Below are 13,284 nucleotides of genomic sequence, written 5' to 3'. Positions count from 1 at the left end.
AATTATTTGTCAGCCAACTTTTTATCGATGATGGCCATAGCATCCTGTACGGTTTGCATTTGGTCCATATCCTCGTTCTCCAAACGAATATCAAAGGCGTCCTCCACATCGAGCACGATGTCCACCAAATTGGCCGAATTTATGTTCAACTCGGATATAAAATTGCTCTCGGGTTTAATATCATCAACGCTTACATCTTCCGGAAGGTAAGTTTTAACAATATTCTTTAATGAAGTATACTTGTCTTCGTTTTGCATGGGTCAGTTCTAAAAAGGTAATTCTCTTATGGTTCGTCGTTAAAAGCCTTAAAAATAACACAAGCATTTACATCTCCAAAACCGAAACTGGCCTTGGCAATCATTTTTGGTCGGTAAGGGATGGTCTTCCTGGGAATTTTATTTGCTGAAATAACGGAAGTGATATGTGGATTTAAGTCTTCGCAATTGATATTCCCGAACACACAGGCTTCTTCAAACTGTAATATAGCTCCAACACACTCTATACTTCCTGCAGCGGCCAAACAGTGCCCGATCATTCCTTTAAAAGAATTGATATATGGAAAATCAGTATCCTCACGTTCCAAGGCGGCACTCCAATTGGCTATTTCCAGCGCGTCCTTGGTCGTTGCGGTCAGGTGTCCGTTAATGACATCAATGGCCTCCGCCGAAATTCCGGCATTGGTTACCGCATTGCGAATACAGCGCTGAACGGCCGTACTGTTGGGTGCGGTCATGGAACCTTCTCCCCGCTGTCCGCCGCTATTTATTTCCCCGCCCAGAACTTCAGCATAAATTTTGGCTCCTCGCTTTTTGGCACTCTCAAGGGATTCAAGTACCAATGCCCCTGCTCCACTCCCGGGCACAAAACCTTTAGCCGAGGCACTCATTGGTCTACTAGCCTGTGCCGGGTTGTCGTTATAATTTCTAGGAAGTATGCGCATAGCGTCAAATCCGCCCCAAACATAGGGTCCACTATCACTACAGCTACCGGTGAGGATTACTTCTGCCTTCCCTTGGGAAATACGCTCATAGGCCATTAAAATACCTTCTGTTCCTGTAGTACAGGCAGAGGAATTCGTAGTTACCTGATTACCGCAGCCTAACATGCCACCAAGATATGCGCTAATACCACTTGCCATGGTCTGCACTACGGTAGTACTCCCTACGCGCCTTACATTCTTTTCGTCTACCCTATAAATGGATTCCCGCAATTTATCTACTCCGAGAATGCCGGTTCCAAAAAGCACGCCATAATCCCAGTACGGTTCGTTGGCCGTGTTCACTTTTAAACCCGCGTCTTTCCACGCATCCATACCGGCAATAACACCAAATACCAAACCCGATGCGTTCAATCCCCTAAGTTGCAGAGGATTAAAGTATTGATTTAAAAGATTGTCCTTAACCAATGGTTCTCCAGCTATTTGACAACTAAAATTTAGTTCTTGAAGTTTGGACTGATGGCGAATTCCACTTTTACCGACATGCAAGGCCTCCTTAAAGTCTTTTAGCCCTACACCGTTCGGTGCGCATACGCCTAAACCTGTAATAACGACCCGTTTACTCATCCTTATTATTTGTTAGCATACCCGCTAAAATTCCCTTGCAGACCAAATCACCATTCGCATCGTACATCTTTACTTCGCATTTTAGTTTTTGAAAACGAAAATATTTTTTTTTGGAGGTCACCCTTACTTTTTCTCCCGGGAACACGGGTTTTAAAAACTCCATTTCTGAACTGCTAAAACCTATCCCTACCTTATCTAGCGCCACGTTCTCTTTACCTAACAAATGTAACCCTAAACAGACCAGACCTATTTGTGCACAGCATTCCGTTAACAATACGCCAGGAGTTACCGGATTATTTTTAAAATGTCCCTTATAGAAATCCATTTTCGGCTGAAAGGTGAAATAGCCCTCTGCCCCATCATCATCCAAACGGGACAGTCCGTCCACAAATAGAAAGGGAGGCTCATAAGGTAAACTGGCTAGTATATGCTGAAAACTCATCGTTATTGAACTACATTATCGTAAACTTTCTCCGCCATCTACTTTAATTACGGTGCCGGTGATCCATTTGGCCTCATCTTTGGTCAACAAATATGCTGCATTAGCCACATCTTCAGGAGTAGTGAGTCGGCCGTTGGGATTACGTTTTAAGGCATGCTCCTTAATTTGTTCCTGACCGGGTATCATCTGAAAAGACTTGGTAAGGGTAACACCGGCCTGTATGCAATTGGCCTTAATTCCCAAGGGGGCGAATTCCAATGCCATATTACGTGTAAGTGCCTCTAAGGCCACCTTGGCCACGGAAACCGCTCCGTAATTAGGCAGCGCCCTTGTATTCCCTTCACTCGTGAAGGAAATAATCCGAGTATCATCGCCAAAAAGCCCTTGGTCCACTAAAAGTCGGGTCCATTCATAGAGACTTAGCGCCATGGCTTCAAAAGTGATTTTTATATCTTGATTGGACAATGGCATTCCTTCGCTGGCGTGCATGGGTTTTAAGCTGCCTTTGGCAATACTGTGCACTAAAACCTTGATGCGATGGCCTTCAGGAAGAAAGGCTTTCATTTCTTCTATCAATTCCATACGCTTATCCGCACTCAAGGCATCTGCATTAAAGGTTTTTACTTGAACTCCCATAGCGCTCATAGCTTCAAAATTAGCTTCGATAGTATCCATCTCGGAACGTCTATCTCTATGAACAATGCATATATGAAATCCATGCCTTGCCAATTTGGTCGCCGTTGCAAGACCCAAGCCGTTACTTCCCCCTAATATCAAAGCCCAATCTTTTCCCATCTTTTTTATATGATTACCATTCCAATAATACCCGTTGCGCCGAAAATCCTGGGCCAAAACTTAGGATTAACCCCTGTTCTCCTTCCTTTATATCTTTAGCCAGAAATCGCTCTAAAACATATAAAACGGTAGCACTACTCATATTTCCGTACAGTTGTAATACTGCACGTGTATCATCTATATTCTTGCCCAAGCTTCCAAAAAGTGCTTCAACAGTCTGTACTATCTTTTTTCCCCCGGGGTGAAAAATTAAATGATTCACGTTTTCGATGGCACTCCCATATTTTTTTAAGAACGGATGCACGATATCAGGAAAATGGTCTGCAATCGTTTCGGGTACTTTGGGGTCTAAAATCATTTTTAGTCCATGGTTGGTCAAATCAAAACCCATAAGGTGTGTTGCCTCCTTAAAATGGTACATATCTTCTCCGATAATCTTAGGGCCTTCTGCCTCCGCTTCTGAAGATAACAGAACACATGCCGCACCATCACCGAAGATGGCGGCACTCACCATATTGGCCATAGAATAATCGTTGAGCTGAAAGGTTGCTGTTGGACTTTCAACGGAGACCACAGCGATCCGCTTATCCGGATTCGCCTTAAGAAAATTGTTAGCATAGATAATTCCAGAAACTCCTGCCGCACAGCCCATTTCTGTGACGGGCAAACGCACAATGTCCTGTCTTAAATCCAATTCATTTATAAGATAGGCATCCAAGGAAGGTATCATAATTCCCGTGCAACTGACGGTGATGATATAATCCAAAGAATCTGGCGTCCAATGCGCCTCCTTCAAGGCTTTTTCTAAAACCTTACTCCCTAACTTCTTGGATTCCCGAGCATAAATTGCATTTTTCTCCTCAAAAGAAGAGGCCAAGAACACCTCTTCAATAGGCATGATTCCGTACCGCTTATCAACGGCTGCACCCTCGAAAATCTTAACGACCTTACGTCTAAAACGCTCCTCTTGGCCCTGCAGCCAAAAGTCTACGTAGGGAATAATGTCTTTGGTCTCTCGGCAATGTTCTGGTAGTTCTTTAGCTACCGCAACTATTTTTGTAGTATTCATATGCATTTATAGTCGCATTTTACGCATGACCCATACATATCTAAAGGCCCATTTCCATTCTATGATATGGGACACTCCTTTCAAGGCACTTGCGAATGTTTCTAGCTCCTTCTTTCTAAATCCTTTACTAATAGAAATAAGGCCGTCTATCTTAGCAACTTTTGTTTTAATAAAAATAAGGCTAAAAATCTGGAACAAATAATACGCTAGTCTACTTCGTTGTAAGTCATTGACCACTATACCGATAGCGGATAGTTTTATAAATTGACGAATAAACTTAAGTATATCCACATCTTTAAAATGATGCATGGTCAGCGTAGTAATGACAATGTCTACCCTGAAATCAGAAAAATCATCGCTTAAAATGTTCTTTTTAGAATAACTGATCTCGGGATATGTCTCGGAGGCCTTCCGCGCAATTTCCAAAGCATCTTCACTTAGGTCTACCCCTATCAATTTAACGACTACCTGTTCCTTTCTGGCCTTATCCGCTAGTAAACGAAGCATATTACCGTCCGCACAACCCATGTCTAAAATCGTATACGATTCTCTCCTATTCTCTCTAATCAGCCTAAACACAGCGTCTACCGTAATTGAATTTCCTCCGAGGATTCTATTTACCCTCGTAATATCCTTCAACACGGCCTTTAAGGTTTCTTTGCTCCCATCATAGTTGTCCATGATTTCTTCTCGCTCACTTCGCTGCTTAAAATTCATCCTCATATAATTGGTTTGCCATGTGTTTTGCTGATTATATAGCGTAGTACTTTTCCGGAGACGCTCGCTAGCACTACGCCACTATTAACCCATTTTTTATGCAACAACACCTGCTGTAATTTGCGCCCGTACCAGAGTCTTTTCTTAAAAGTGGCGTTCCAACGTCTGCTGTATTCCTGCTCTAAAACGGTGCGATCTCTACTGGCACTTTCAAAGAAGGTACTGATGCAGTCCGAAGCCAATTTTGCGCTATGGATGGCCATTGCCATTCCGTTTCCGCATAAGGGATGAATAAGACCCGCCGTATCCCCGCACATTAAGATATGGTTCACTATTGGCTTCTTCTCTTCAAAGGCGATCTGCGCAATGGTCAAGGGTTTTTCGAACAAGGCTTCCGATTCATGAAAAAAATGTCTCAAGTTCTTGTTCTGGGCGACAATCTTTTGGTTGAACTCTTCTATGTTCGGATATTTCTTAAAGGAATCGTAATGCGCTAAATAGCAGAAATTCACAGCACCACTCTCGGTTTTGGAAAGTCCGCCATAGCCCCCTGGAAAATTATGTAATGCGACCAAGTTGTCCGGAAAATCCGGAGTGCGATAATGTCCCTTTACCGCTAACCAAGAATGTTTTTGAAAGCTGAAGTCCCGCTTTAGGGATTTATCCAATGCATCCCGTTTGCCATAAGCGCCGATTACGATAGGCGAATTATAAACATCGGATTGGGTACGTACTTGAAATATATCGTTTTTAAAATTGATGCTGGACACCTTGGTAAAAATGAACGCTACCCCTACTTCCAGCGCTCTTTTATAGAGGGTATGGTCTAGCTTGTACCTACTGATACCAATACCTCCCAGAGGGAGTTTGGTCTGCGCCATACGACCGCTTGTAGCGCTGATTTGAAAATCGGTAATGGGTACGGCCCCGACCTTATCCAATGCTACTCCGAGTGACTCTAGATAAGGTACCACTTCGTTGGAAACATATTCCCCGCATACTTTGTGGTGCGGATATTGGTTGGGTTCAAAGACCAATACCATATATCCTTTGCGAGATAGGGCTATAGCGGCGGTAAGCCCGGCTAGTCCACCACCAACAATAACAACATCATATTCCTTCACCCTGTGAAAGTAACAACTTTCCAAAAAAAATCCCCGCTAGTGCGAGGATTTAATTTACCGTATTTGAAAATATTATTGCTTTGTTTGCTCTATGGCCTCTTCTTTAAGCTCTTCGCTAGCAACGATTGCCAACTCCACTCTCCTATTCTTTGCCTTACCATCGCTGGTGGCATTATCACCTACAGGCTGTAATTCTCCGTACCATTTGGTGGAAAACCTGCTAGCAGAAATACCTTTAGCTACTAAATAATTGGTAACGGATTCCGCACGTTGCTTGGAAAGGTTCATGTTATAATCTTCCGCACCTGCACTATCCGTGTGCCCTTCTACCAAAATATTGGAATTTGGATATTCGTTGAATATTCCTGCCAGTTTATCCAAGGTAGTTGCGGAAGTTCCCTTCACACTAGATTTATTGGTGTCAAAATAAACACCCGCATCTTCATTAAAGGTAACATTGATACCTTCTCCTACCCTTTTTACTTCTGCACCAGGTATTTCCTCTTCTATACGTTCTGCCTGCCTATCCATACGGTTACCAATATAACCACCGGCAGCACCACCTATAGCAGCTCCCAAAATAGCGCCTAGGGCCGTATTATTTCCGTTACCGATATTATTTCCGAGGACGCCACCAATAACAGCGCCTCCTGCGGCTCCTATTACAGCTCCTTTTTGTGTTTTATTTGCGTTCTTAACTGTACTACAGCTTAGCACTAAAGCTAAGGTTACCATAATACTTGCGCTTCTTTTAAAAATACTTTTTATCATTATATCTAGTTTAAAGTAGGTTTCTATTATTTTTTTGTGAAGTCATATACGACGGTAACCGTTTCACCATCGACCATGACGTTCGATTTTAATTGCATGGACTGCTCGGTCAAGCTTTCAATGTTCAAACGGTATCCAAGACCACCGGAAATATCCTTGCGTTTTTCATCGATAAATTTAAACTGTAATTGACTGGAATAATTTTCATCACGCTCTACTACGGACCATCTGATAAAACGGTCTCCTCCGTTACATAAGGTAGAAGGTGCTATCGTGTAGCGACCTGTACTATTATTGTCGCGAAAGAACCAATCGCTTCCTTCTAAGCATATATCTTCCACATCATTGAACAGAGTTGCTTTGAAGCTCCCAGTATTGTTTGCAAAAGAAACATTATCCAATGTCCAAGAACCACTTAAAAGATTTCTTTTTTCTCTTGCGTCCTTGGATACGGAGCAAGAAGCCAACATGAATACACTTACTCCTAAAAGCAATAGTATTTTTCTCATAACTTATTTAGATTTAAGGTTAATCCTATATACGTTTCTATTTAAAGATTGGACGTATTGATAGATTAAACTATTATTAATGTGGTGCAAAGATGATACATATTAAGGATGTCTATTGACCTTAATCGTACGGATGTTAACGGATTCACTAGTAGGCCAACAAGGCCAACAAGGCTGCTTCAAATTTTGATTTGGCCAGATAATTACGCTCCAGTTCCGCATTAAAGGGTATGGGCGTTTCCATACTGGCGACTCTTTTAATGGGTCCGTCCAGGTACTCAAAACAGTTCTCCATCACCAAACTGGAAATATCACTGGCAATACCGCCGAAGAGACTATCTTCCTGCAGGATAATCAATTTCCCCGTCTTTTTTACGGAACTGCAGATACGCTCCATATCCAGTGGCACTAGCGTCCTTAAATCAAGAAGGTCGGCCTTAATATCCTTGTTCTTATCCAAAGTTTCCAGGGCCCAATGAACACCCGCACCATAACTTACTATGGTAATGGCATCACCCTCACGGAGTAAAGAAGCCTCTCCAAAAGGAATCGTAAAATGATTGGTCGGCACCTCTTGGTATACGCTTCTGTACAATCCTTTGTGCTCAAAGAACAGCACTGGATTGGGGTCTTCAATCGCCGTGGCCAATAAACCCTTGGCATCCACAGGAAATGCAGGATAGACTACCTTTAATCCTGGAGTTTTGGTAAACCATGCCTCATTGGTCTGTGAATGAAAAGGACCGGCGGCCACACCGCCTCCACAGGGCATTCGGATAACAACATCGGCCTTTTCACCCCATCTATAATGGGTTTTTGCTAAATAATTTACGATGGGATTAAAACCGCTGCTCGCAAAATCGGCAAACTGCATTTCCATTACCGCCTTCATTCCGTTAATGGAAAGTCCCATGGCGGCTGCGACTATGGCCGATTCACATATGGGCGTATTCCGAACACGTTCTTTACCAAAAGCAGCTACAAAACCATCCGTTATTTTAAAAACGCCACCGTATTCCGCCACATCTTGCCCCATAATAACCAGATTATCATGCTTTTCCATTGCGCCCCGAAGTCCATCGGAGATGGCATCTACCAGTCGGATATTTTTGGTATGTATATCAGGAGTAACATCTTCTAAATCAATATTAAAATAGACATCACTTAATTCTTTACTTTCATTAAATATAATAGCCTCTTCTTCATAGGCTTGCTGCAAATGCGCATCAATTTCATCACTAATAGTTGCCCTAATCTCTTTTTCCGAGGCATCGTTTAAGAGTTTGTGCTCTTTTAAATAATCCGCAAAATTATCCAAGGGGTCCTTTTGTGCCCATTCCTCCATGAGTTCCTTTGGTACGTATTTGGTGCCGCTCGCCTCTTCATGACCTCGCATCCTAAAGGTCTTAAACTCTAAAAGTACGGGCCTTGGATTGGCGCGTATGTCGGTGCAAAGTGCATTTACTTTGGTATACACCTCTAAGATGTTATTTCCGTCAATGATATGTGATTCCATACCATAACCCGCACCTTTGTCGGCCAAATGTTCGCATCTATACTGCTCCTCTGTCGGTGTAGAAAGTCCGTAGCCATTGTTTTCGATACAGAACAGTACCGGTAAATCCCATACCGCCGCAACATTAAGCGCCTCATGAAAATCTCCTTCGCTGGTGGCCCCTTCACCGGTAAAGACCGCCGTGACTTTATTTTCTCCACGTAGTTTATGCGCCAAGGCAATACCGTCTGCCACTCCTAATTGTGGGCCTAAATGGGATATCATACCTACAATCTTATATTCTTGGGTACCAAAATGAAAACTTCTATCCCTACCATTGGTAAAGCCGCTAGCTTTGCCCTGCCATTGCGAAAAAAGTCGGTACAGCGGAATCTCTCGAGTGGTAAATACGCCCAAATTACGATGCATTGGCAATATATATTCTGAAGCATGTAAGGCACTGGTGACTCCGACGGAGATGGCTTCTTGACCAATACCGCTGAACCATTTAGAGATTTTACCCTGCCGAAGTAGAATCAACATCTTCTCCTCTACCATCCTAGGTTTAAGCATGGCCTTGTGCAGCTTCAGCTTCACGTCATCCGTTACCTTAAATTTTTCGTAATCCATCGAATTAAAAAGCGTTTAAATCCATATAAATATAACAAAGAAGCAAGTTAGTAATAGTATTATAACAATGTGTGAACTAAGCAATAATTTGTAATTTTACCAAAACAAGCAAAGAAAAAAGCATGAGTTTAGTGCCAAGCGTGGATTTATCGGATTTTATTTCCGGTGATGATGCAAGAAAGAAAAAGTTTATTCAGGAAATTGGAAAGGCTTTTGAAGAAATTGGATTTGTAGCCTTAAGTGGCCATTTCTTATCGGAAGAACTGGTGGAAAACCTATATGACGAAATAAAAAAGTTCTTCGCGCTTCCGCAAGATATCAAGGATAGCTACGAAATTCCTGGAATTGGCGGTCAGCGTGGCTATACTTCCTTTGGAAAAGAACATGCAAAGGGTAGAAAGGAAGGTGATCTAAAGGAATTTTGGCATTTTGGACAGTATGTTACCGATAACCCTAAATTAAACGAGGAATATCCTGACAATGTAATTGTTAAGGAGCTTCCTGACTTTAATCAGGTGGGTGAGGAAACGTACAAGATGCTGGAGAAAACAGCGCGTTATGTGTTGCGAGCCCTAGCCCTTCACCTTCATCTTGAAGAAACCTATTTTGATGAATTCATCACCAATGGTAATTCAATTTTAAGGCCTATACACTATCCGCCCATTACATCGGAACCTAAAAATGCCGTCAGAGCAGCTGCACATGGCGACATCAATTTAATTACCCTATTAATGGGAGCTCACGGAAAAGGTTTGCAAGTGAAAAATCATAAAGGGGAATGGATCGACGCTATTGCCAGACCGGACCAGCTGATGATCAACGTAGGCGATATGTTATCGCGACTGTCCAATAACAAGCTTAAATCCACCATACACCAAGTAGTGAATCCTCCCAAAGAACTTTGGGGCACTTCAAGGTATTCCGTACCGTTCTTTATGCATCCCATAAGCGAAATGCCCCTGAATTGTTTGGAGAATTGTATAGACGAAGTACATCCAAAACAGTTTGAGGGCATTACCGCCGGAGAATTCCTGCACGAACGTTTGATAGAGCTTGGACTTATAAAAGAATAAGAATGGACCTGAAAGATCAACTAAAAAATTTATTTCCGGACCATACACCAGAGGAAACACCTCAAGAAGCACCCAAGGATAATATTTGGATGCAGAAAGACCCTATTATCTGTAAGTATGAAAAACGCAAGGGTAAACCCATTACCATTTTAGAAGGATATACTGGTGCGGATGAGGATTTCAAGAAATTAGCCAAAGAACTGAAGACCAAATTAAGTGTGGGCGGAAGTTTCAAGGACGACAAAATTATTATTCAAGGAGATTATAGGGATAAAATTATGGCCATGCTTGTGGAAAAAGGATTTAAGGTAAAGCGTGTAGGGGGCTGATAGAATTGGTCTTTACGTTTTAACCCAGGGGGTTGCGTCTTTTTATGTTAAATTCTTTTGTTTTTTTACTTTAAACCTTACATTTAACTATTAGAACCTAAACCAAACTGGAAATGAGTCCCCTACTGCATATAACTAACGGAGACAGCTTCACAGAGCGTCTAAAATCATTAGATCTTAAAGGAGATATCATCACTTGGCGAGAAATGCTGTGCGAAGGTAAAACCTTAACTACAGTGGGGAGTGAATCTTTTTGGAAAACCCGATATGAATTTCTTCATAAGAACTACAAGGTCTCCAAATCTTGGTTTATTGAAAAAACCCTAAAGGAATATCGGTCTTTGTGCAATCATAAGCAACAGGACCACATTGTACTTTGGTTCGAATACGATTTATTCTGTCAAATAAACATGCTCGCGGTAATTAGCTGGCTTCTGGCCAATAGAAAATACGCGCAGATTTCCTTGGTTTGCAGTGGTAAAGAGGATGAGACGGATAAGTTGTACAGCCTAAACGAACTTTCCGATGAGCAAGTTAGACGTTTGTATGAAAAGCGAACAGTATTATCTCAGGACGATATAGAATATGCAGATTATGTATGGCAATTGTACTGCAGCAACAACCCTATTCGTCTGGAAAACTTGACGGATTTCGAAAACTATAATTTTAATTATCTCGGAGACGCTATCAAATCTCACCTCAAAAGATTTCCAAGTATCGGGAATGGCTTAAACCATATGGAAAACAATATTTTGGAGCTTGCCGTACATGAGCGACCAAAAAATAAGGCTGGTTTACTGAAGACCGTGTTGGAAAATCAGGGTAACCTTGGTTTTGGAGATTCGCAATACGAAAGAGCCATCAGCAGGTTAAGACCCCTATTCAACACATTTAATCCGGTAAGATTATCCAAGAAAGGAAAGGAAATTCTAGAAGGAAAGACCAACTATTATTCTGTTATCCAAGATAATGACGTGTATTTGGGTGGGGCCTTAAAGTATAATTTTCTCTATAACACCACTTCGGACCGCATATTAAAGCTATAATATGCCACTAAGCCCCGCTGAGCTTATCCTGAATAACGACGGTAGCATTTACCACCTCAATTTACGACCAGAAGACATTGCCACGCATATTATAACGGTCGGCGACCCTGACCGCGTTGCTGAAGTATCCAAACATTTTGACCTTATCGAATTGAAAAAGGGAAAAAGGGAGTTTCTCACCCATACCGGGACTTTCAACGGAAAACGCATCAGTGTAATATCTACAGGTATAGGGACCGATAATATTGATATCGTTTTAAACGAGTTGGATGCCTTGGTGAATATCGATTTCGAGACAAGAACTGTCCGTTCAAATCGTATACGATTAAAAATAGTACGCGTGGGTACTTCTGGGGCCGTACAACCTGATATTCCTATAGATTCTTTTTTAATGAGTCGGTTTGCCATCGGTTTTGATGGACTATTACACTTCTATAAGAATGACTTTACAGCGCATCAAGGATTTGAAGACGCCTTTATGGCACAGACCAATTGGTCCGGTTCAAAAGCTAGGCCCTATGTGGTCGAATTTGATAGTGATTTAGGTGCCCATTTTGTTGAAAATCATATACGATTAGGCATAACCGCAACCAATACAGGGTTTTACGGACCACAAGGCAGGTCCCTTAGACTTGCTACAAGTGATGAAGACTTTATAAAAAACCTGGCTGACTTTCACTATGAAAATAAGCGCATCACCAACTTGGAGATGGAGACCTCGGGCATTTATGCCCTATCTAAATTGTTGGGGCACCAAGCAGTTTCATTAAATTGTATTTTGGCCAATAGGGCCACCGGTGAATTTTCAGAGAATCCGGCTAAATCCGTGGAAGAACTCATTAAATTCGTATTACACAAATTGACTAACACGTGAAAACGGTAAAAATTATAGGAGTACCCGAGCATTTTAATCTTCCTTGGCATTTGGCGATTGAAGAAGGTGCTTTTGAGCAACGCGGAATCGACTTGCAATGGACGGATGTACCCGAAGGAACCGGAAAGATGTGTCAGCTGCTAGCAAATGAACAAACGGACTTGGCAATAATCCTTACTGAGGGCATCGTGAAGAGTATTACCGAAGGGAATCGTTCAAAAATTGTACAGGAATACATAGCTACACCGTTACTGTGGGGAATACATGTTGGAGCGCAAAGTGCCCACCAAACTATTGCTGACCTTAAGAACACCAAAGCCGCTATCAGCAGATACGGTAGCGGAAGCCATCTCATGGCCTATGTTCACGCTCAAAACAATCTGTGGGACCTGGACGCCCTTCAGTTCGAGGTTATCAATAACCTTGATGGTGCTGTTGATGGATTAACCCATGGCAAGGCCGATTATTTTATGTGGGAACATTTTACGACCAAACCCCTGGTAGATGACGGTACCTTTAGACGTTTGGGAGATTGCCCTACCCCATGGCCCTGTTTTATGATCGTAGGTACGGAGAAGTTTTTGAGTGGTAATCCTAGAGTCTTAGACCACATATTAGAAATCATCAATATGTACACTAGGGATTTCAAGCATATACCCAGCATAGACCGCACATTGGCAAATCGCTACCAACAAAGACTAGAAGATATACAAGAGTGGATGACGTTAACGCAATGGAGCCAGGAGCAACTGACAGTAACCGCTTTGACAAAAGTCCAAGATACGCTTATGCGCTTAGCTTTGATTGATGATAAAAAACCTTCAGATAATTTTCTACTCTAATCAC

Annotated in this window: 15 protein-coding genes; 5 read left to right on the top strand and 10 right to left on the bottom strand. The window is 42.1% G+C overall.

Features of this window, described 5'->3' with window-relative positions:
• Positions 1–2 precede the first annotated feature (2 nt).
• The 10 genes from EJ994_RS04405 to EJ994_RS04360 all read right to left on the bottom strand — a co-directional run bounded on the left by EJ994_RS04405 (position 3) and on the right by EJ994_RS04360 (position 9,116).
• On the bottom strand, positions 3–257 hold the full coding sequence (locus EJ994_RS04405) for an acyl carrier protein (RefSeq protein WP_099575022.1): 255 nt from the start codon (positions 255–257) through the stop codon (positions 3–5).
• 26 nt (positions 258–283) lie between these two features.
• Entirely contained in the window at positions 284–1,564 is a 1,281-nt protein-coding gene (locus EJ994_RS04400; RefSeq protein WP_126591381.1) for a beta-ketoacyl-[acyl-carrier-protein] synthase family protein, read from the bottom strand.
• A complete protein-coding gene (locus EJ994_RS04395) occupies positions 1,557–2,006 on the bottom strand; it encodes a 3-hydroxyacyl-ACP dehydratase FabZ family protein (RefSeq protein ID WP_126591380.1) in 450 nt (149 codons plus the stop codon). Before EJ994_RS04395 ends, EJ994_RS04400 begins: the two co-directional genes overlap by 8 nt.
• Positions 2,007–2,021: 15 nt before the next feature.
• A complete protein-coding gene (locus tag EJ994_RS04390) occupies positions 2,022–2,801 on the bottom strand; it encodes an SDR family oxidoreductase (protein WP_126591379.1) in 780 nt (259 codons plus the stop codon).
• A 13-nt stretch (positions 2,802–2,814) separates the two neighbouring features.
• On the bottom strand, positions 2,815–3,870 hold the full coding sequence (locus EJ994_RS04385; RefSeq protein WP_126591378.1) for a type III polyketide synthase: 1,056 nt from the start codon (positions 3,868–3,870) through the stop codon (positions 2,815–2,817).
• 6 nt (positions 3,871–3,876) lie between these two features.
• Positions 3,877–4,587: a methyltransferase domain-containing protein gene (locus EJ994_RS04380; RefSeq protein WP_241240849.1), complete on the bottom strand. Its 711-nt coding sequence runs from the start codon at positions 4,585–4,587 to the stop codon at positions 3,877–3,879.
• Between the two features lie 2 nt (positions 4,588–4,589).
• Positions 4,590–5,711: an NAD(P)/FAD-dependent oxidoreductase gene (locus tag EJ994_RS04375; protein WP_126591376.1), complete on the bottom strand. Its 1,122-nt coding sequence runs from the start codon at positions 5,709–5,711 to the stop codon at positions 4,590–4,592.
• A gap of 72 nt (positions 5,712–5,783) precedes the next feature.
• Positions 5,784–6,482 (bottom strand): OmpA family protein, encoded by a 699-nt coding sequence (locus EJ994_RS04370; RefSeq protein ID WP_126591375.1) that lies wholly within the window; start codon positions 6,480–6,482, stop codon positions 5,784–5,786.
• 26 nt (positions 6,483–6,508) lie between these two features.
• Entirely contained in the window at positions 6,509–6,991 is a 483-nt protein-coding gene (locus EJ994_RS04365; protein WP_126591374.1) for a lipocalin family protein, read from the bottom strand.
• A gap of 148 nt (positions 6,992–7,139) precedes the next feature.
• The gene (locus tag EJ994_RS04360; protein ID WP_126591373.1) at positions 7,140–9,116 is read right to left on the bottom strand and encodes a thiamine pyrophosphate-dependent enzyme; all 1,977 of its coding nucleotides are present in this window, start codon (positions 9,114–9,116) and stop codon (positions 7,140–7,142) included.
• Between the two features lie 122 nt (positions 9,117–9,238).
• Between EJ994_RS04360 and EJ994_RS04355 the strand changes: the two genes are divergently transcribed.
• The 5 genes from EJ994_RS04355 to EJ994_RS04335 all read left to right on the top strand — a co-directional run bounded on the left by EJ994_RS04355 (position 9,239) and on the right by EJ994_RS04335 (position 13,280).
• A complete protein-coding gene (locus tag EJ994_RS04355) occupies positions 9,239–10,189 on the top strand; it encodes an isopenicillin N synthase family dioxygenase (RefSeq protein WP_126591372.1) in 951 nt (316 codons plus the stop codon).
• Between the two features lie 2 nt (positions 10,190–10,191).
• Complete coding sequence (locus tag EJ994_RS04350) at positions 10,192–10,518, top strand: translation initiation factor (RefSeq protein ID WP_126591371.1); 327 nt, start codon at positions 10,192–10,194, stop codon at positions 10,516–10,518.
• Positions 10,519–10,631: 113 nt separating this feature from the next.
• The gene (locus tag EJ994_RS04345; protein WP_126591370.1) at positions 10,632–11,564 is read left to right on the top strand and encodes a DUF1835 domain-containing protein; all 933 of its coding nucleotides are present in this window, start codon (positions 10,632–10,634) and stop codon (positions 11,562–11,564) included.
• 1 nt (position 11,565) lies between these two features.
• Positions 11,566–12,438: a nucleoside phosphorylase gene (locus tag EJ994_RS04340; protein WP_126591369.1), complete on the top strand. Its 873-nt coding sequence runs from the start codon at positions 11,566–11,568 to the stop codon at positions 12,436–12,438.
• Entirely contained in the window at positions 12,435–13,280 is an 846-nt protein-coding gene (locus tag EJ994_RS04335; RefSeq protein WP_126591368.1) for a substrate-binding domain-containing protein, read from the top strand. Before EJ994_RS04340 ends, EJ994_RS04335 begins: the two co-directional genes overlap by 4 nt.
• Positions 13,281–13,284: the final 4 nt, after the last annotated feature.

Origin of the sequence: Maribacter sp. MJ134 (assembly GCF_003970695.1) — a bacterium.
GTDB lineage: Bacteria > Bacteroidota > Bacteroidia > Flavobacteriales > Flavobacteriaceae > Maribacter.
Note: the sequence above shows the minus strand (reverse complement) of the source record. Positions and strands in the feature narration are given on the sequence as shown.

Bases quoted from the DNA above. Each gene is read 5' to 3' on its own strand.
- EJ994_RS04345 (WP_126591370.1), top strand. From the start codon at position 10,632: ATGAGTCCCCTACTGCATATAACTAACGGAGACAGCTTCACAGAGCGT.
- EJ994_RS04360 (WP_126591373.1), bottom strand. From the start codon at position 9,116: ATGGATTACGAAAAATTTAAGGTAACGGATGACGTGAAGCTGAAGCTG.
- EJ994_RS04400 (WP_126591381.1), bottom strand. From the start codon at position 1,564: ATGAGTAAACGGGTCGTTATTACAGGTTTAGGCGTATGCGCACCGAAC.
- EJ994_RS04390 (WP_126591379.1), bottom strand. From the start codon at position 2,801: ATGGGAAAAGATTGGGCTTTGATATTAGGGGGAAGTAACGGCTTGGGT.
- EJ994_RS04370 (WP_126591375.1), bottom strand. From the start codon at position 6,482: ATGATAAAAAGTATTTTTAAAAGAAGCGCAAGTATTATGGTAACCTTA.
- EJ994_RS04405 (WP_099575022.1), bottom strand. From the start codon at position 257: ATGCAAAACGAAGACAAGTATACTTCATTAAAGAATATTGTTAAAACT.
- EJ994_RS04385 (WP_126591378.1), bottom strand. From the start codon at position 3,870: ATGAATACTACAAAAATAGTTGCGGTAGCTAAAGAACTACCAGAACAT.
- EJ994_RS04350 (WP_126591371.1), top strand. From the start codon at position 10,192: ATGGACCTGAAAGATCAACTAAAAAATTTATTTCCGGACCATACACCA.
- EJ994_RS04365 (WP_126591374.1), bottom strand. From the start codon at position 6,991: ATGAGAAAAATACTATTGCTTTTAGGAGTAAGTGTATTCATGTTGGCT.
- EJ994_RS04395 (WP_126591380.1), bottom strand. From the start codon at position 2,006: ATGAGTTTTCAGCATATACTAGCCAGTTTACCTTATGAGCCTCCCTTT.
- EJ994_RS04340 (WP_126591369.1), top strand. From the start codon at position 11,566: ATGCCACTAAGCCCCGCTGAGCTTATCCTGAATAACGACGGTAGCATT.
- EJ994_RS04355 (WP_126591372.1), top strand. From the start codon at position 9,239: ATGAGTTTAGTGCCAAGCGTGGATTTATCGGATTTTATTTCCGGTGAT.
- EJ994_RS04380 (WP_241240849.1), bottom strand. From the start codon at position 4,587: ATGAATTTTAAGCAGCGAAGTGAGCGAGAAGAAATCATGGACAACTAT.